Genomic DNA, 17,955 nt, shown 5'->3' with positions numbered 1-17,955 from the left:
TTAGGTTTTTTTTATTGTTGCGGATTCTGCATAGAGCGTTCTGCCTACTGCGGGTTACTTAAGTGCCGAGCAAGGAATGAAGCTTTTATGATTAGCGCACAACAATATGCTTTAGAAAATTCCCAAGTGTGGAAAAGCGTGAATTAATTGGTCTCTATACGTAGATTATAAGACACTTGGGTTTTTAGATTTCAAAAACCGACCTCTATTATTGCAAAACAATAATATCCTTACAAAAGGGCTTGCCCAAATAGAATGATATTATTACCTTTAAAGTACGAAAGAAAAGGTGATATCAGTCTATTGTACAGCCTCCTGTAGGTTGTATGATAGGCCGGTGTTACAGAATAAAAAAGTATAGGTATTGCTGGTAATAGCTCTCGTTTACGGTTTCATATCGACCGTAGTGGAGAAATCTCAAAAAGTTTTGAGAAAAAACGTAGCAATCCGTGCCTCTTTTTTTCTGTTTAGGGGTATCGATCCTATTCTGGAGGAGATATTTTGTTCTTTGTTAGGGAAATGGATAACCAGTAACTGCGATCATAGATCGAGTATGGCTGATCTTGTTTGGTGGTTTTAAAATTCGTTCTCATAATTTTTAAATTTATGTTAACGAAGTTCATTCTAAAAAGATAATATCAGGTGCCAATAGGCAGACCTCTATGCTTAACCTTTTTTTCGGCCGCCAGACCGTCTTCAATTCGAGATGAATATCAGAATCCTTAAGACTGACAAGAGGTCGCCGTACTGGACTTATATATAAAAATACAATTTATCCAGTTAATTGGCGAACTCAAGGTCGACTCGCGGATTTATTCTGGCGGAACGGGCGAGCAAACTTCATTTACAAGAAGGTGAAAATACCTTCCATAATTAATTCGCGTATAACACTATGCAAATATATAAATAAAAAACAACAAGCCAACATGTTGGTCTAATATTTTTTTTATGAATGAATATATAACGATAAAAGAGTATGAGATCTCTCATTTAGAATATCTTTTAATACTCCATGTAAAAACTCTAAGAGATAAGAAGGGTTGGTCTCAAAAAGAACTATCCGAAAGGATGGGAGTGACTTCTAGTTTCGTAGGAAATGTGGAAAATTTAAATCAACGTCATAAATATTCAATACGTCACGTCGCTCTTTTAACAAAAGCCTTTGGTTTCAAATCGCAATCACAACTATTTAATTTCGCTCCTCCTGAATATGATGAAGTTATTCTAAAAGTAGAAAACACGAATATTGATTATATAAAAATTAAGGATGGTAAAGAAGAAAAGAAAACACGTGTAATAAAATCTGAACTTTTAGAGATTATACCAATCAAGTTTTTTAAGAAAAATCAGTAGTCATCAACTACGAGCAAACTGCTGCGTGTTATTCCAGCTAAAGAAAGGGTAGGAGAGGTTGATAAGTATGTGTTTAGATTGTAAATAATGGCAGGGAAATATTTGTTTTTTTAATAAATTTAGATGACACCAAAAGAACTGTTAGCTCAAGACGTTGTAAATTTTTCCAATTATGTGAAAAATAAAAAGGATCTTAACAAATTATCAAATAATGAATTTGGTGAGAAAGTTAATATATCAGGTGTAGAAATTGGTAGGATTATTAACAGAGATAAAAGTACTATTTCAGTCTATTCTTTTAACGCAATTGTATCTATTATGACTCTAATTTTCAAAATGCTATTGATTTCATCTTCCCACACAGAAATTTTGAATTGAAAAATATTTCGAACATGCAAAGAAATGACAAGTTACGTACTTCATTTGGACAGTATATGATGGATCATTTTGAAGATCAGAGATTAAAAGAAATTAGTACTGAAAATGATATAATTGACGTTCATTTAATAACAGGTATTGAACTTCCAAGATTGAGAAATATATATTTTAACGGTGGTTCACCTCAAGTATTTGAATTTATTTTAATCGAAAAAGCAATGGGAATGGATCCTGGACAAATGATAAAGGATTTTATTTCTAAATATCCTATTTAAATTGGTGTATTATGGATAGTTGTCTATAAACAGTAGCAAGCTGCTGCGTGTCTTCCCCGCCAAAGGAAGGGGAGGGGAGGTTGCTAAGTATGTGCTTAAATTATAGATAATAGCAAGGAAATATGTGTTTGAGTGTTTTTATTAATGAATATATAACGATAAAAGAGTATGAGATCTTTCATTTAGAGTATCTTTTCATGCCTCATGTAAAAACTCTAAGAGATAAGAAGGGTTGGTCTCAAAAAGAACTATCCGAAAGGATGGGAGTGACTTCTAGTTTCGTAGGAAATGTGGAAAATTTAAATCAACGTCATAAATATTCAATACGTCACGTCGCTCTTTTAACAAAAGCCTTTGGTTTCAAATCGCAATCACATTCATGACAGAACTGCTAGAAGGGATTTAACTGAATTGGTTGAAAAAGGTTTACTTTATAAGGAAGGTGATAAAAAGAGTACAAGATATACTTATCTATGAATGTCCGATAAAACATATAAATGTCCGATAAATGTCCGATAAACGGACGCACTTACGACATAAAATGGGGCAATAAGTATGTGCTTAAATTGTAAATAACTCCTATGATGTAACCGAGAAATTATAAACACCAATCTAGATATGAGCAAGAAAGAAAATGCTGTGGTCACAGCAGCTATAACTGATGATGTGTTAGTTAGCAAGATCTATGAGTTTCGAGGGCAGAGGGTGATCCGCCAGTAGTCGGACGCAGTGCTCGACCGGGACTTGGCTGAAATTTATGGCGTGGAAACGCGTACACTAAAGCAAGCTGTTCGTAGAAATATAGACAGGTTTCCTCCCGATTTTCGTTTCCAACTCACAAATGATGAAAAAAATGAACTAGTCACAAACTGTGACCGGTTCGATACGCTCAAACATTCAAGTGTCAATCCGCAGGCTTTTAACGAACATGGCGTGCTTATGCTCGCTAATGTGTTAAAAAGTAGCATCGCAACACAGATGAGTATTAGACTTGTGAGGACATTTGTGCAATTGCGTAAAAACTTATCACTAAATACACAAATACAACTTGAAATTGCTGAGATCAAAAACAATGTGGAGCAAATCGCTAAGAAGCAAAAAGGGCATGACCAAAATATTGATCTGTTGTTTGAATACATTGACCGATTGCAAGAAAAACAGGATACGCCACAGCAGCCTCGACAAGAACTAGGGTTTAAAATTGGAAAGAAATAAACTTTACTGCTCTCATTCAAACTAAAAATCCAAAGGTAGAGGTGAAGTATAGGGGGGAATCTACGATATAGTCTCCGATAAGATAGGGCAGGGGAAATGATTTCAGCAGACAGTCCGCGTCCATCGGACGCCAATCTGAAAGTGTTAATTGAAGAATGGTTGGAGAAATAAAATAGCTATTCGCTACGTATATGCGCAGAAAAAGCGGGTGCCATTTATGTTTTAGAGGCACCCGCTTTTCTATATTTTGGTTTACTAGGACTTTTAAAATTTTACGCCTAACGTCAGGATACCACTTGTTCTTTTGTGATCTATTGAAGCTACTGGGCTAGGTGCTTTCCAGAAGTCTTCTGCTATAGCATAAGCTGCTTGTTTGTACGAATTCACTTGGTGTACAACTGCTAAATCCATATACAGGGTATTCGTCAATTTGATGCCTAATCCCAAGCTACCACTATAATTGGTATCATCAATGCCAGCTTTGTAGGGATTACCAAAGTAATTGAATCCAGCACGTCCGCTTAAGATATTGGTGAATAAAAATTCACCACCTACTCTAAAGTTAACTGCATTTTTATGTAAGTCTTTAATGTCTTGATTTAAATCATCGTAACTATTGTCTGAAGAGTAGTTTGCGGATGAGTAACGCATGGAGTTGTAGGTAACATATTCCATGTCGGCGGTCAATAATCCACGATTAAAGAACTTGGTCAATCCTAAGCCAAATTTCCATGGGGTAGTCATGTTATAGTCGTATTCGCCGGGATAAACTTTAGATTCATAGACGTCGAAGGGATTTTTTGACGTCTCGTCTTCGTAGAAATGTACATCGGTATATGCTTGCATATCGTCTCTAATCGTCATCCAAGTAGGGGAATTGATGGTCAGGCCAATATTCCAATCTGTGGTAGGTTTGAAAATCATCCCTAGTTTTATATCTACCCCAGAACCTTCTGCTACCTGATTTTGGTTGTCAAAAAGTTCGTAGCTTGCATCGGCGTATATATACTCTGGCTTTGTGGGGTCAGCGTATGCTGAATTAGGGTTTTCTGATAGTATTTCCGTTCTGTTTTTTATGAATCCATTTTCAATGAATTGTGTATTTTTTTCATAACGAAATGAGGTGATACCTAGGGTAGCACCGATATAGAATTTATTATTGTAGTTGGATCCAAAAGCAATTGCTGTTTTGCTTCGGTTGCCGCGTGTAATAATATCGTTGTATTGTCTTTTGTCCCCTGCCTGTTTTGCTAAGGGAAAGTGTCCCATATCGGGGTCGCCAAATTTCTCTACAATGTTGGATTCTGCAAAATCGGTTCTAAATATTCCTGTTTGATCGTTGGCCATCATATCAGATAGCGTATTTACAATGGTCGTTTGATTATTAACGCCTTCATAAGTCAGTCTATTGTTGAAATTCTGTGTCTTATTGTAACTTAGTCCCACATTAAAATTCAACCAACCGGAATTCGATCTGTAGTTTGAGGTAGGGAAGCTGAATACGACACCTGCTTGATCTATTCCAAAATTATCTTTGTTACTATTGGAATTCATACCTTGGTAAGCGGTTTTGTTCTTGTTTCCTAGGTAATCAAAAGTGATAGAAATATCAGATCTACTGAAGAAACCAAGTCCAGCTGGGTTTCCTCCAATTGCTGAAATATCACCGCCTAATGCTGTCTGTGTGTTGCCGATTCCCTTCATTCTTGCCGACCCTCCATTGTCTTCTCTGGAGAATATTAATGCGTCGTCTACGGACTGTGCATGTGATTGTGTCCAAAATATGCTGGATGCGAAAAGGGATAGGATAATGTATTTAAACTTCATAAATTGCTGCTTGTCGTATTGATAAACAGCCAATCTGATCATTGGCTGTTTATATATAATATGTGTTTTTACTTAGAGAGCTGTGATCGGAGCAGGCGTTAAAGCTAGCGTCTTGATGAGCCCGACGAACGGGTCGATGAAGCGCCACCTCCGCCTCCTCGGGACATCGAACTTCCGCCACTGGACATGGATGATCCACTACTTCTAGCAGGAGGTGTATAGGTGCTTCCGGAATTTCTGGAAGAACTACCACTATCTGACCTACGGCTCTGTGGGGCTGTAGTTGGTCTTGAAGTGCTTGATCTGTCTGTCGTAGTAGGCCTTGCTACCGTACCTTGGTTTGTGGTCTGTCCACGTCTACTGGTAGCTGTGCCACGAGTTTGTGTTGCTCTTCCGGCATCGATATTGCCTCTGTTAACCTCGCTTCCGGTGCTTCTCCGTGTTGTAGCCGAGCCTCTCAGTCCGTTATTATCGCCACGCGACGTGCCTACACGGTTGGAAGTTGTTGTTCCGTCAGTTCCTCTACGGCTTGATGCGGTAGATCTAGTATCGATACGGCCGTTAGCATCACGTACTACACCTGTCGAACCTCGTCTGGTAGAAGTAGAACCTGCATCTCTGCGGCTAGAAGTGGCTGTCCTGGTATTAAATCTGTCGCGGTTGGTAGAACGTACAGAAGAGTTGGCTGGACGTCTGCTTCCGTAGTACCCCCCACCGTTATTATAGTAGTAATTGTTGTTATAGCCGTAATATGGGTGTCCCCAAGAATTGTAATAGGAGTTGTGTCCCCAATACCCGCCGTAGCCATAGTAAGGTCGTCCCCAACCATATCCGTAATAAGGCGAGCCCCAACCGTAGCTGTAGTATGGCGAGCCCCAACCGAATCCTATAGACCAGCTGGATCCCCATCCCCAATTGGACCAGCCTAAGCCAAATCCGCCATATCCATACCATGGATCAAACCATGGGTCGTAATAGGTCATACCAGGTGATGAGTAGTAGAATCTATTGATACGGTTAGCATATTCCAGATCTTCGTATCCGCCGTCATAGTATTCTTCGTCTGAATATTCGTCTGAATAATAATCATTACCAACATTTGAATTAGCCGGCTGCTGTTCGGTATAATAGTAATCAGGACTTTGATAAACCTGGGTAGGTCTACCAGCTGCTTGATTGTTATAGACATCGTCTCTATACGTAACCTGCCTACTCGTCGAGCAGGAGCTCAATGCGGCAACAAGTGCTAAGGTCAATCCGCCGATAAGTAATCTATTTGTTTTCATCTGCTTTAATTTTTTTGTTTAGTTTTCAGATGGAGCCTTTTTTATGAATAACCCACGGTATTCTGTATTATACATGTAGGGCTCTTTATATCTTTATCACTAAAGTGTCTATATAATCTAGTGTCTTTTTACTATCTTAGACGCATATTTTTGCAAAGGTTTAATCCCAGACTTAAAAATATAAATAAATTTATTAGCGAAAAAAGATATTATTACGGATCGTCCGTAACCCTAATATATTGTTACAAATTAAATAGTTAAAAAAGAACAATGAGCAAAGGAATAACGAGTAGAAGCGAGGATTATTCTCAATGGTATAATGACCTGGTGATTAAGGCTGATCTGGCAGAGAACTCTGCTGTGCGGGGATGTATGGTTATTAAACCCTATGGGTATGCAATTTGGGAGCGTATGCAGGCCATTTTGGACAAACGCTTTAAGGAAACAGGACATAGTAATGCCTATTTCCCCTTGTTTATTCCCAAGTCTTTCTTCTCTAAGGAAGCTTCGCACGTGGAAGGTTTTGCAACAGAATGTGCTGTCGTAACACACTATCGGTTGAAAAATGATGGTAATGGGCAGATTATCGTAGATGAGGAAGCGAAGTTGGAAGAGGAGCTTATTGTTCGCCCTACTTCTGAAACGATTATATGGAATACTTATAAAGGCTGGATTGAATCTTACCGTGATCTTCCAATCTTAGTCAATCAATGGGCCAATGTAGTCCGTTGGGAAATGCGTACCCGTCTTTTTCTGCGTACGGCAGAGTTTTTATGGCAAGAAGGACATACAGCACATGCTACAAGTGAAGAAGCTATTGCGGAGGCAGAGCAGATGCTGGAGGTGTATGCTGACTTTGCAGAGAATACTTTGGCTGTGCCTGTGGTACGCGGACGCAAAACGGAAAATGAACGTTTTGCAGGTGCATTGGATACGTTTTGTATTGAGGCATTGATGCAGGATGGAAAGGCATTGCAGGCAGGTACGTCACATTTCTTGGGACAGAATTTTGCGAAAGCTTTTGATGTGAAGTTCACCAATAAAGAGGGAAAACAGGAGTATGTCTGGGCTACTTCATGGGGGGTGTCTACACGCCTGATGGGGGCACTTATTATGGCTCATTCAGATGATCAGGGGTTGGTATTGCCACCTAAATTGGCTCCGATCCAAGTGGTTATTGTGCCTATTTATAAAACAGATGAGGAGAAAGCTAACATTGATGGATTTGTTAAAAATCTACAAACGGAGCTGAGCGGTAAGGATATCTCAGTCAAGTATGATGACCGTGATACACAGCGTCCTGGGTTTAAATTTGCGGAATGGGAGCTTAAAGGGGTGCCCGTACGCGTTGCAGTCGGTGCGCGCGACATGCAGAATGGCACAGTAGAACTGGCGCGTCGTGATAAGCAAACAAAAGAAACAGTAGCGCAAGAAGGTCTAGCCAATACAATAGAAGTACTTTTGGAAGATATTCAACAGCATATCTATCAGAAAGCGATTGATTTTAGGGTATCTCATACTACGGAAGTAAATTCTTATGACGAATTTAAACAGGTTATAGAAGGTAAGGGCGGGTTTGTCTCTTGTCATTGGGACGGTACCGTAGAAACGGAAAAACGTGTGAAAGAGGAGACAAAGGCTACTATCCGGTGCATTCCTTTGGATGCTAAAGAAGAAGAAGGACTCTGTATTTTTACAGGTAAGCCTTCGTCTAGGAGGGTTCTTTTTGCAAAAGCTTATTAGATATAGCGCAACGTATTTGTAAAAACTATAAAGCCGTAAAATTCGACAATTTTACGGTTTTATTATTTATGTTATTTTAGAAGAGAGAAATCTTTATGGTTAACACCGATTCGCAAAAATCCAGTCAGCGCATTCTTATTTTAGGAGGTGGTTGGGTAGGTCAAGATGTCGCCGAGCTTATGTATGAAGCTGGATATGAGGTATGGATATCTACGACTTCATTAGATAAAGTCACTTTGTTTGAGAGCTTGGGATATCATGGGGTTCGTATTGACTTCGATGGGGAATTTAAAGGGAAGATAGCGTTTCCTGATTCCTTTGATTTTGTTCTCAACTCTGTCCCTGCTACATCGAGAAATACCACAGAGGTGCTCGATAATAGGTTCCGTAACGTTGAGTGGCTTTTGCAAAGGATTGTTTTTAAAAAGCATATTTTTTTGAGTTCTATCGGGGTATATCCAGATAAAGACGGTTTATATGATGAAGAATGGAATGGCGAATTGGACGGTCGACTGTTGGGAGCTGAACGGATTATGATGGAGCTACCTGCTACACTGATATACCGACTGGGAGGACTGTTTGGTAAGGAACGTATATTTGCAAAGTATTTTAGTGGGAGAGTGTGTCAGAGCGGAGAACAACCGGCTAATTTTGTGCATTTGGAGGATGTAAAGGCATTGATCAAGCAGGGTTTTTTATCTTCGGTCACTTCGGGTATCTATAATATCGTCGCTCCGGAGCACCCAACGAAAAGAGAGGTTATCCTAGCGTCTGCGTCCAAGTACGGATTGCCACTTCCATCTGGTTTTGACCCTGTGGCCAGTTATCAAAAGGTCGTATCGGGGCAGAAGATTATAGATAGACTGGAATATTCGTATAAGTATCGTTCGCCACTATATTTTTAGTAAGTTTATATGAACAAAATTTTTGAATACTATGCCTTATAAGTTCGCAACTCGCGCTATACATGCGGGACAGGAGGCTGATCCTGCTACCGGTGCTATAATGACTCCTATATATCAGACCTCTACCTATAAGCAGCGGTATCCTGGTGAGCACAAAGGGTATGAATACTCTCGTGGAACAAACCCTACACGTAAGGCTTTGGAGGATTGTTTGGCTTCGTTAGAAAATGGAAAGTACGGTTTGGTTTTTGCTTCTGGGATGGCTGCGACGGATTGTGTATTACGTCTGTTAAAGCCTGGCGACGAGGTATTGACCGGCGATGATTTGTATGGAGGGTCCTATCGTATTTTTACGAAAGTATATGCAGATTATGGTATCAAATTCCGTTTTGTCGATACATCGAATGTGGAAGCTATAAGGGAAGCTATTACGGAAAAAACGACTTTGATATGGATTGAGACGCCTACTAATCCTACCTTACAGCTAGCGGACCTGGAGGCTATTGGTAGGATCGCTAAGTCAGCTTCCATACGTTATGTCGTTGATAATACATTTGCTTCTCCCTATCTTCAGAATCCATTAGATATGGGGGCAGATATTGTGATGCATTCCGCAACGAAATATATTAACGGGCACTCTGACGTAGTGATGGGGGCTTTGGTTATGAATGATGTAGAGTTGTACAAACGGTTACGATTTTATTATAACACTTGTGGAGCAACTCCTGGGCCACAAGATTCTTTCTTGACATTACGGGGTATAAAAACGCTACACTTGCGTATGAAGACACATTGTGAAAATGCTAGGAAAGTAGCTGAGTTTCTAAAGATACACCCTAGGATTGAAACGATCTATTGGCCGGGATTCGAAACACATAAAGGACATGAAATAGCTAAAAGGCAAATGCGGGATTTTGGTGCGGTGGTTTCGATCGTGCTGAAAGATGCTGATTTAGAAGAAACTTTTAGGATAGCTTCTAGATTTAAGCTATTTGCGATAGCAGAGTCTCTGGGGGGCGTCGAATCGATGGTCAATCATTCGGCGACAATGTCTCATGGTTCGATGACGAAAGAAGAACGTGAACGTGTCGGTGTAGTTGATAATATGTTGCGTCTCTCGGTTGGAATCGAGGACGCTGACGATTTGGTGGAGGATTTAAGACAGGCCTTGGGATAATATGAGTGATTTTAACCTGAAAGAATTTCTGGATAAGAAGGTAGAGGAATATAACCAACCTCAGTTTATAGCGAATGACCCGATATTGATTCCTCATCTTTTTGATGATAAGAGAGATATTGAGATCATGGGTTTTTTTGCAGCTATATTAGCCTGGGGCCAACGGAAAACAATCATTAATAAGTGTAAAGAGCTAATTGACAGGATGGATGGTGCACCTTATGATTTTATGCGAAATCACAAGGAGACGGATCTAAAAAGTTTACTGAACTTTAAGCATCGTACTTTTAATGATACGGATCTACTTTACTTCGTTTCTTTTTTTAAGCATCACTATATGAATTCTGATTCGTTGGAAGATGCTTTTTTGATTGGTCAGGAAGTAGATAATTCTCTAATCGACATTGAAGTATCCTTGAATAGGTTTAAAGCTTATTTCTTTTCTTTGGCAGATTACCCTACACGTACTAGAAAGCATGTGAGTTCGCCTATGCAGAAATCGACTTGTAAGCGGCTAAATATGTTTTTGCGTTGGATGGTGCGTCGCGATGAGCAGGGGGTAGATTTTGGCATTTGGCAGCGTATATCACCAGCTAAGTTGATTTGTCCCTGTGATGTGCACGTGGAGCGGGTGGCACGTAAATTAGGGTTAATTACCTTGGAGAAGGTGAATTGGAAAACTGCTGTTGAGCTTACGCATAATCTTTTGATTCTGGATCCCTATGATCCTGTAAGATATGATTTCGCTTTGTTTGGACTAGGGGTTGAACGGGAAATGTAAAAATGAATATATGAAATACTCATGTTTAGCAAAGCACAAACACCCATGAGTATTCCATTCCGACAAGTCGGGGTAGGATAATGACAGATGAAAATAAAATTATATGCACATATGAAAATTGATTATTTCTTTATTGCTGGAGTACTTTTGATTATTGTTAACAACTTGTTGTTTGGGATTCATCAAGTGACTATGTTACATGGTTTTCAGTTGTTTGTGAGCTTGTTGCTGCTACTTTTTTGTATCCGCAAAATGATGCAGTTTACTTTCGATAAACTACCGAAAAAGTATGAAATACCTCTAGTAATAGCATTTATACTCATGGCTAGAAATACAGAGTCAATCGTGAGAAAAGGTTTGATTGCTTACTATCCTGATTTCTATCAAGCGAATAAGCTATACATTTTTATCGTTGCTGTTGTTTTGTTCTTCGCTGTGACGTTTATCTTTTATCAACGGGTACGCCGGATGCAGGAAGTTAAAGCATCTTAAACATTTCGCGATGTGGTCCTATTCCTGGAATATCGAATTCGTCGGACATGTACTCGAATCCTAAAGCTTCGTAAAAAGGAAAAGCGATGACTCTTGCATTGAACCAGAGATAGTCGATATGGAGCTGAGATCGGAGATGTTCCATTGCAGCCAATAGTAGCTGAGCGGCGTATCCTTTGCGCCTGCCTTCTGGTGCTGTGGCCATACCACGTAATCTATAAGCTGATTTGGGAAGTTTACCGTGATTCTCCTGCATACAGGTCAGTATGCAGACTAGGTTCTCTCCTTCATAATAACCCATGTGAAATGTTGATGGATATAGATCGTGGTCAAAGCTGCATTTTGCTGGTTCTAACCCATTTTGAAGCACAAGGGATCGGAGCTGTAAAGTCTGCTCTGCTGTTATAAAACGAATCACAGTTTGTTTATTTTGTCCAATATATCTACTAATCTGTTGGAATATCCAAACTCATTGTCGTACCAACCTACTACTTTGACCAAGCCTCCGACAATGGAGGTCAGCTGAGCATCGAAGACGCAGGAGTAGGGGTTGTTGATAATATCAACGGATACAAGAGGATCTTCTGTATAGTATAATACTTGTTTTAGATCTCCAGAAGCAGCTGCTTTGAACTTTTCGTTGATCTCTGTAACAGTAGTTTTTTTCTTGAGTGTGCAAGTGAAATCAGTTAACGAACCATTCAATACGGGAACACGTATACCGGCTCCGCCTAGTTTTCCTTCTAGGTGTGGGAAGACATTGGTAATGGCTTTAGCTGCTCCTGTGCTGGTTGGTATGATAGATGAGGAGGCAGCTCTTGCTCTGCGCAAATCTCGATGAGGAGCGTCATGTAGGTTTTGGTCTCCAGTCATCGAGTGGACGGTGGTAATATAGCCATCTTCTATTTGCCAGTTTTCGTCGAGGATCTTTACTAAAGGGGCTACATTGTTTGTGGTACAGGAAGCGTTGGAGAAAATAGGGGCATGCCAATCAAAATCAGTGTCGTTTACCCCTAATACTACGGTAGGGATGTCCTTGTCCGAAGAGGGTGCAGAGATGACTACTTGCTTGGCTCCAGCAATTAGATGGAGGTTGGCTTTGTCCCGAGAGGTGAAAAACCCAGTAGACTCTACAACCAAATCAATCTGTAAAGACGACCAGGGTAGTTCTGCTGGATTTTTTTTGTTCAGTATTGTTATTTTCTTGCCATTTACAATTAGAAAATCCGTTCCATGCGATACTTCACCTGGGAAGGGGCCGTGTACTGAATCGTATTTCAGTAAATGTGCTAGCGTAGCGGGGTCTGTAAGGTCATTGATTGCTACAACTTCGATGTTTGGAAGTTGACGTACCAATAGGTTCCGCAGGGTATGCCTACCTATCCGACCAAAGCCATTTATTGCTATTTTCATAGGTATATAATTCGTCTTTTATCTGTCATATGGAATATCCAAACTGTTTTATTGGTGCTTGTATATCTAATGCCATGGATATTCATGGGGCATATTACTTGCTGTGGCGGGCTTATTATTTCGTGTAGGCTCCTATTATTTCATTTATGTTTTTGTCGCCCTCCCAATGCACCTGCAGTTTATTGTCTTTCCCATACACATAGTTGGCTGGAAATTGCCCAGGGACATGGAATTTCTGTATAAATTCCTGATTTCTGTCGTAAAGCACCTCGACGTTTGGTTTACCGACCAGTTCTTTAGCAAATGTTTCTAAGAAAGAAGCCATCAATGCTGGGTCGTTCATGGAAACAAAGTATATATTGACGCCCTTAATCCGGTCGTAGTTTTTCCCTAATGCTGCTGCCTCTGTTCTGCAATGTGAGCATCCTGGGTCAAAGAGAATGAAGGCTGTTTTTTTCCCTGCAGGGATATCGGTATTCGTAAATGAAATACCTGATTTTACTTTATAAAAAGTAAAGGCCGGAATCTGTGCTATAGGATCGCCTTGCGCAAGATTGCTCATATTGCTTTCGGAAGCTGGAGGGGCTGCACTATTGGTATTATGTTCATGCGCACTATGATCGTGACCGCTGTGATCGTGACCTTGATGATCGTCCACTTCTGTTTTGGTTTTTTCCGTATTACTTGGGGTATTAGAGCAACTGGATAACCCCAACGATACGCTTACAATAAGATAAGCTGGTATAATCATTTTATTCATATGTATATAATCTGTTTTTTATCTGGCATATGGAATATCCAAACTACATTATGCACGAGTTGTTGTAATGAGAGTGCATGGATATTTCATATGTATATAATTTGATTTTCAGTTGTCATATGGAATACTCATGGGTGTTTGTGCTTTGCTAAACATGAGTATTTCATATGTGTATAATCTGTTTTTTATCTGGCATATGGAATATCCAAACTACATTATGCACGAGTTGTTGTAATGAGAGTGCATGGATATTTCATACATTTGTTTTTTCTTCCTTACAAACTTAGATAAAATGCTTTGTATTTAGCGAATGCCTATAGGAAAAAAGCTATGAATCTGACGTTGCTATGTTGAAGCTAATAGACATAAAAAAAGGCTATCATTCGATAGCCTTTTTTTATAATATCTGATGACAGATTAAGGTGTCACTACTTTTACTTTTTCCTCAGCTGGCTTAGCAATTGCTTTGCCTTTACCTAAGTCATATACGGTAGGAGCCGCTAATACGATCGAAGAGTATGTACCTACGATAATACCGATCAGGATGGCAAAAGAGAACCCTCTGATAACCTCTCCACCGAATACGAACAACACTGCAAGTACGAAGATAATTGTTAATGACGTAATAATTGTACGACTCAATGTGGTATTGATGGCTTGATTTACAACATCGCCAAAGTATTTATTCATACCTTTTGACTTGCTTACATCTTCACGTATACGGTCAAATACAACTACTGTATCGTTGACTGAGTAGGCCAGTACAGTAAGGAAAGCTGCTACAAAGTGCTGGTCAATGTCCAATGAGAACGGAACAATACCGTCTAATATAGAGAATAGCCCTAATAAGATAATACCATCGTGTATTGTTGCTACAGCAGCACCTACAGAATATTGCCATTTGTGGAAGCGTAGTAAAATATAAGCCGCGATAATTAACACGGAAAGGATACTCGACCAAGCTGCTCTTCCTTTGATATCGGACGCGATAGATGGACCTACCTTTTGAGAAGAAAGGATCTCATACTTATTCCCTTGTTCTTTGGATAGACCTTCATTTAATTTTGCTAATACTTCTGCATCGGCCTCGTCCGAAGTCTCGGTAATGTGGTAACTCGTTGTTACACGAACCTGATTCTCGCTACCAAAAGTTTTTACCTCTGTGGTGGACTGGAATGTTTCATCTAAGTTTTTACGGATCGTTTCAAGGTCTACAACTTTGTCATAACGAACAGTATAGCTACGCCCACCTTGGAAATCTACTCCTAATGTGAATCCTTTTGTGAAAACAAAACCTAAAGAGATTGCTACAGCGATTAACGATACGATATAGAATTTCTTGCGGTTTTTGATAAACTGGTAGTTTGCGTTTTGAAGTGTTTTCTCCGACCAAGGGAATGAAACTGATATTTTCATATCTCTGTCTAGCATAAACTCGAAAATCAAACGCGATATAAAAATAGACGTAAATAGCGATGTGATAATACCAATCATCAAGGTTGTTGCAAAGCCTAAGATAGGCCCTGAACCGAAGAAGAATAATACGACACCAACCAAGAATGTTGTGATCTGAGAGTCTAAGATGGACGGTAATGCATGTTTATAACCATCTGCTATAGCTTGACGAACACTTTTGCCTAGACGAAGTTCTTCACGTATACGTTCGTATATCAGTACGTTGGCATCCACAGCGGTACCCATTGTCAATACGATACCTGCTATACCAGGTAGCGTCAATACTGCGTTTAATGATGCTAGAATCCCTAATAAAAAGAAGACGTTGAATAATACAGCAATATTAGCTGCCCAACCCGCTCTGTTGTAATAAACAACCATGAAGATCATTACGATGACGATACCGATTACCGCTGAGTTGACACCAGAATCGATTGCCGCTTGTCCTAATGACGGACCAACAATTGCTTCTTCAACAATTTTTGCCGTAGTCGGAAGACGACCAGCTTTCAATACGTTGGCTAAATCTTTCGTATCCTCAATCGTAAAGTTACCTGATATGGAAGAGCTTCCTCCTGCGATTTCATTACTTACCGTTGGAGCGGAGTATACCACACCATCCAAGACAATTGCTATAGAGGCTTTCGTCTGTGCTGCTTTAGCAGTAATGCGTCTCCATTCTTTTGCTCCATAGGAGTTCATCTGCATAGATACCTCTGGAGCATTGGTCTGTGGATTGAAGGCATCTCTTGCGTCTGTAATAACCTCGCCTGTTAAAACGGCTCCGTGTTCACCAGGAAGTGGTTTGATTGCATATAGAGAGAGGAAGTTCGGGCTACGGTGCTCAGGTTTTACAGCCCACATCAATTTTAAGTTTGAAGGGATCTGAGATTTGATCTCTGGTCTTGCTAAGTAAGCGTTTACTTTAGCTGTATCTTTTAGGTTTGCTATACCTACTTGGGCACCCGGAGCTAACTGTTGTTGTCCATTCTCAGCTTGATATATCGACGGCATCAATACACTGAATAATGGGTTTTCGTTTGCTAAATTAGCTGCTAAGGCACTAGAATCTTGGTTGTTGCCCTTGTTGGCTCCAAGATTCGCAAGTAGATTGTCTTCTTTTTGAGTGGTGTCAACAGCAGTTGAATCTGTTGTTGATACAGGTTTTGGTGTTTCACTAGATTTAATTGAACTTGCAAGAGAACGATTAATGTTTTCTAACAACGGGTAAATCTGCATATTGTCATGCGTCTCATAGAATTCTAGTTTTGCAGAACCTTGTAATAATTTGCGTACACGACTTTCATCATTTACCCCTGGCAGTTCGATCAGGATACGGTTTGTACCTTGCTGAATCTGAATGTTTGGAGATGCAACACCAAATTTATCAATACGCGTCCGTAATACTTTATATGAGTTTTGGATTGCATTATCTGCTTCTTTTTGAAGGAAGCTTTTCAATTCAGAATCGGAACTTGTCGTTTTTATGAAGCTAGCATTGTCTTTTGTCGCAAAAAATGACGCTAAATTTTGAGACGTTCCGCTTGCTTTATAGTCATCAATAAAAAGATCAACAACAGACTTGTTTGATGATTTGCTTTTTTGAATTGCTGAGTTTAAAGAGGCGTTGAACTTTTCGTCTTTTGGATTATCAGCCAAGTTCTTTATCAACTCCTCAAGCGATATTTCCATTGTGACATTCATGCCACCTTTAAGATCTAGCCCTAGAGCAAGTTCATAAGATTTACATTCTCTGTACGTGTACTTGGCAAACCCTAGGTTATAAACCGTTTCACCCGCAATGGAATCGAGGTATGCCTTTTCCTTTGCGATATCGCCTCCTGCATATGCCTCAGCTTCACGTTCCACTTTTCTTGTTACAAAAGTGAATGATAAAGAATAGAGACAAGCTAATGCCACTATTATTACCAAAAATTTAATCAGCCCTTTACTCTGCATTTTCTGTATTCGTCTATTAGTTTGATATAGTTTATGTTTTTTAATTGCTTTAAATCTCGTGAAAATATGTCAAAGTATCGTTAATCATTGGGCTAAAAAGGACGATAAAGTCTTTTTTAGAAGCTTGGATTATACTTAACACTTTAACAAAATATATTTTACCAAGAATCGCAAAGGTATAAAAATTTTGTATAATGAAAACAAAATATATAGATAACTATTGAAAAGTTTTTGTTATGGGAATATGAACAAAATATTAGCAGAAGTGTCTAATGAGGAGACACCTATGGCGCAATCGGACTTTTTGTTTCCGATTGCGCTATGAAAAGGCTTTTTGTTTCAGCTATGCGTGTTTATTGATTATAGCATAGGATTGAAGTGGTTGTGTGTGTTACTTTAACGTGAATTTGAATCCTAGGGTGAATCTTGACGGCTCGAAGCTCGAATTATGGGTTAAGTTCCACCAAGGTTTCCAGTCAAAATGAAAGGCTAATGGAGCGGAAGGTATTTTGAATTCGAGACCGACGGCGGGACGAATAGCGACATGAGTGTGGTTATCACGGTGTTTGTCGTCAAACCAGATGCTGTTATTGTTAAGGAAGGTCAACTGCGGACCTATTCCAACGTACCAGCTGAGTCCACGAGCGCCACGGATCGGCTGATTGTAGGAGTAGTCTACTCCTATTAATGTGGCATTGTCACCGAATAGTACCTGTGCATTACCAGCGTTTTGATTATCAAAAAAGTGTTTGACCTGTGGGCCACCTAAGGTGGGCCCATCACCTACATCTATGCCTACCCCTAGGGCAGTTCTATACGATTGTGCTTTTACAATAGTTGAGGAGCCAAGCAACAAGGCTATCGCAAAAACAGATAAAGCCGATTTTTTCATATGTGTTATTCGTTTTTTAATTGTCTTATGGAGTACTCATGAGG

General features: G+C 39.7%; 17 protein-coding genes. 10 read left to right on the top strand and 7 right to left on the bottom strand.

From position 1 onward, the window contains the following. The first annotated feature begins 948 nt into the window (after positions 1–948). The 5 genes from JKG61_RS07970 (at position 949) to JKG61_RS07945 (ending at position 3,221) form a co-directional block, all read left to right on the top strand. On the top strand, positions 949–1,353 hold the full coding sequence (locus tag JKG61_RS07970; RefSeq protein WP_202102431.1) for a helix-turn-helix domain-containing protein: 405 nt from the start codon (positions 949–951) through the stop codon (positions 1,351–1,353). A gap of 123 nt (positions 1,354–1,476) precedes the next feature. After that, positions 1,477–1,731, top strand: coding sequence for a hypothetical protein (locus tag JKG61_RS07965; RefSeq protein WP_202102430.1), 255 nt, complete (start codon positions 1,477–1,479; stop codon positions 1,729–1,731). 14 nt (positions 1,732–1,745) lie between these two features. Continuing rightward, on the top strand, positions 1,746–2,006 hold the full coding sequence (locus tag JKG61_RS07960; RefSeq protein WP_202102429.1) for a hypothetical protein: 261 nt from the start codon (positions 1,746–1,748) through the stop codon (positions 2,004–2,006). Between the two features lie 122 nt (positions 2,007–2,128). Continuing rightward, positions 2,129–2,389: a helix-turn-helix domain-containing protein gene (locus JKG61_RS23290; protein WP_202102428.1), complete on the top strand. Its 261-nt coding sequence runs from the start codon at positions 2,129–2,131 to the stop codon at positions 2,387–2,389. 346 nt (positions 2,390–2,735) lie between these two features. Next, a complete protein-coding gene (locus tag JKG61_RS07945) occupies positions 2,736–3,221 on the top strand; it encodes an ORF6N domain-containing protein (protein ID WP_317192399.1) in 486 nt (161 codons plus the stop codon). A 264-nt stretch (positions 3,222–3,485) separates the two neighbouring features. Here the strand turns inward: JKG61_RS07945 and JKG61_RS07940 are convergent, their stop codons facing one another. Together JKG61_RS07940 and JKG61_RS07935 are read right to left on the bottom strand one after the other, a co-directional pair. Next, positions 3,486–5,048 carry an OmpP1/FadL family transporter gene (locus tag JKG61_RS07940; protein ID WP_202102425.1) on the bottom strand — a complete coding sequence of 521 codons (1,563 nt, stop codon included), beginning with the start codon at positions 5,046–5,048 and terminating at the stop codon, positions 3,486–3,488. A gap of 104 nt (positions 5,049–5,152) precedes the next feature. After that, entirely contained in the window at positions 5,153–6,334 is a 1,182-nt protein-coding gene (locus tag JKG61_RS07935; protein WP_202102424.1) for a hypothetical protein, read from the bottom strand. Positions 6,335–6,604: 270 nt separating this feature from the next. Between JKG61_RS07935 and proS the strand changes: the two genes are divergently transcribed. The 5 genes from proS to JKG61_RS07910 all read left to right on the top strand — a co-directional run bounded on the left by proS (position 6,605) and on the right by JKG61_RS07910 (position 11,432). After that, a complete protein-coding gene (gene proS / locus JKG61_RS07930) occupies positions 6,605–8,077 on the top strand; it encodes a proline--tRNA ligase (RefSeq protein ID WP_202102423.1) in 1,473 nt (490 codons plus the stop codon). Between the two features lie 95 nt (positions 8,078–8,172). Next, positions 8,173–8,982, top strand: coding sequence for a Rossmann-fold NAD(P)-binding domain-containing protein (locus JKG61_RS07925; protein ID WP_202102422.1), 810 nt, complete (start codon positions 8,173–8,175; stop codon positions 8,980–8,982). A gap of 31 nt (positions 8,983–9,013) precedes the next feature. Further along, on the top strand, positions 9,014–10,159 hold the full coding sequence (locus tag JKG61_RS07920; RefSeq protein WP_202102421.1) for a cystathionine gamma-synthase: 1,146 nt from the start codon (positions 9,014–9,016) through the stop codon (positions 10,157–10,159). A 1-nt stretch (position 10,160) separates the two neighbouring features. After that, complete coding sequence (locus JKG61_RS07915; RefSeq protein ID WP_202102420.1) at positions 10,161–10,940, top strand: TIGR02757 family protein; 780 nt, start codon at positions 10,161–10,163, stop codon at positions 10,938–10,940. Between the two features lie 111 nt (positions 10,941–11,051). Beyond that, a complete protein-coding gene (locus JKG61_RS07910) occupies positions 11,052–11,432 on the top strand; it encodes a hypothetical protein (protein WP_202102419.1) in 381 nt (126 codons plus the stop codon). Here JKG61_RS07910 and JKG61_RS07905 read toward each other — a convergent pair. The 5 genes from JKG61_RS07905 to JKG61_RS07885 form a co-directional block, all read right to left on the bottom strand. Then, positions 11,419–11,850 carry a GNAT family N-acetyltransferase gene (locus JKG61_RS07905; protein ID WP_202102418.1) on the bottom strand — a complete coding sequence of 144 codons (432 nt, stop codon included), beginning with the start codon at positions 11,848–11,850 and terminating at the stop codon, positions 11,419–11,421. The two genes, JKG61_RS07910 and JKG61_RS07905, sit on opposite strands and share 14 nt — an antisense overlap. Next, entirely contained in the window at positions 11,847–12,845 is a 999-nt protein-coding gene (gene gap / locus JKG61_RS07900; protein ID WP_202102417.1) for a type I glyceraldehyde-3-phosphate dehydrogenase, read from the bottom strand. Before gap ends, JKG61_RS07905 begins: the two co-directional genes overlap by 4 nt. Before the next feature lie 115 nt (positions 12,846–12,960). Next, positions 12,961–13,605 (bottom strand): peroxiredoxin family protein, encoded by a 645-nt coding sequence (locus JKG61_RS07895; RefSeq protein ID WP_202102416.1) that lies wholly within the window; start codon positions 13,603–13,605, stop codon positions 12,961–12,963. A 417-nt stretch (positions 13,606–14,022) separates the two neighbouring features. Further along, positions 14,023–17,019, bottom strand: coding sequence for a protein translocase subunit SecDF (secDF, locus tag JKG61_RS07890; protein ID WP_202102415.1), 2,997 nt, complete (start codon positions 17,017–17,019; stop codon positions 14,023–14,025). A 391-nt stretch (positions 17,020–17,410) separates the two neighbouring features. Next, on the bottom strand, positions 17,411–17,911 hold the full coding sequence (locus JKG61_RS07885) for a hypothetical protein (RefSeq protein WP_202102414.1): 501 nt from the start codon (positions 17,909–17,911) through the stop codon (positions 17,411–17,413). Positions 17,912–17,955: the final 44 nt, after the last annotated feature.

Origin of the sequence: Sphingobacterium faecale (genome assembly GCF_016746095.1) — a bacterium.
In the GTDB taxonomy this organism is placed as follows: Bacteria; Bacteroidota; Bacteroidia; order Sphingobacteriales; family Sphingobacteriaceae; genus Sphingobacterium; species Sphingobacterium faecale.
Note: the sequence above shows the minus strand (reverse complement) of the source record. Positions and strands in the feature narration are given on the sequence as shown.

What these genes read in the sequence shown, in the direction of transcription:
- JKG61_RS07970 (WP_202102431.1), top strand. Translation starts at nt 949, where the DNA reads ATGAATGAATATATAACGATAAAAGAGTATGAGATCTCTCATTTAGAA.
- JKG61_RS07965 (WP_202102430.1), top strand. Translation starts at nt 1,477, where the DNA reads ATGACACCAAAAGAACTGTTAGCTCAAGACGTTGTAAATTTTTCCAAT.
- JKG61_RS07960 (WP_202102429.1), top strand. Translation starts at nt 1,746, where the DNA reads ATGCAAAGAAATGACAAGTTACGTACTTCATTTGGACAGTATATGATG.
- JKG61_RS23290 (WP_202102428.1), top strand. Translation starts at nt 2,129, where the DNA reads ATGTGTTTGAGTGTTTTTATTAATGAATATATAACGATAAAAGAGTAT.
- JKG61_RS07940 (WP_202102425.1), bottom strand. Translation starts at nt 5,048, where the DNA reads ATGAAGTTTAAATACATTATCCTATCCCTTTTCGCATCCAGCATATTT.
- JKG61_RS07935 (WP_202102424.1), bottom strand. Translation starts at nt 6,334, where the DNA reads ATGAAAACAAATAGATTACTTATCGGCGGATTGACCTTAGCACTTGTT.
- proS (WP_202102423.1), top strand. Translation starts at nt 6,605, where the DNA reads ATGAGCAAAGGAATAACGAGTAGAAGCGAGGATTATTCTCAATGGTAT.
- JKG61_RS07925 (WP_202102422.1), top strand. Translation starts at nt 8,173, where the DNA reads ATGGTTAACACCGATTCGCAAAAATCCAGTCAGCGCATTCTTATTTTA.
- JKG61_RS07920 (WP_202102421.1), top strand. Translation starts at nt 9,014, where the DNA reads ATGCCTTATAAGTTCGCAACTCGCGCTATACATGCGGGACAGGAGGCT.
- JKG61_RS07915 (WP_202102420.1), top strand. Translation starts at nt 10,161, where the DNA reads ATGAGTGATTTTAACCTGAAAGAATTTCTGGATAAGAAGGTAGAGGAA.
- JKG61_RS07910 (WP_202102419.1), top strand. Translation starts at nt 11,052, where the DNA reads ATGAAAATTGATTATTTCTTTATTGCTGGAGTACTTTTGATTATTGTT.
- gap (WP_202102417.1), bottom strand. Translation starts at nt 12,845, where the DNA reads ATGAAAATAGCAATAAATGGCTTTGGTCGGATAGGTAGGCATACCCTG.
- JKG61_RS07895 (WP_202102416.1), bottom strand. Translation starts at nt 13,605, where the DNA reads ATGAATAAAATGATTATACCAGCTTATCTTATTGTAAGCGTATCGTTG.
- secDF (WP_202102415.1), bottom strand. Translation starts at nt 17,019, where the DNA reads ATGCAGAGTAAAGGGCTGATTAAATTTTTGGTAATAATAGTGGCATTA.
- JKG61_RS07885 (WP_202102414.1), bottom strand. Translation starts at nt 17,911, where the DNA reads ATGAAAAAATCGGCTTTATCTGTTTTTGCGATAGCCTTGTTGCTTGGC.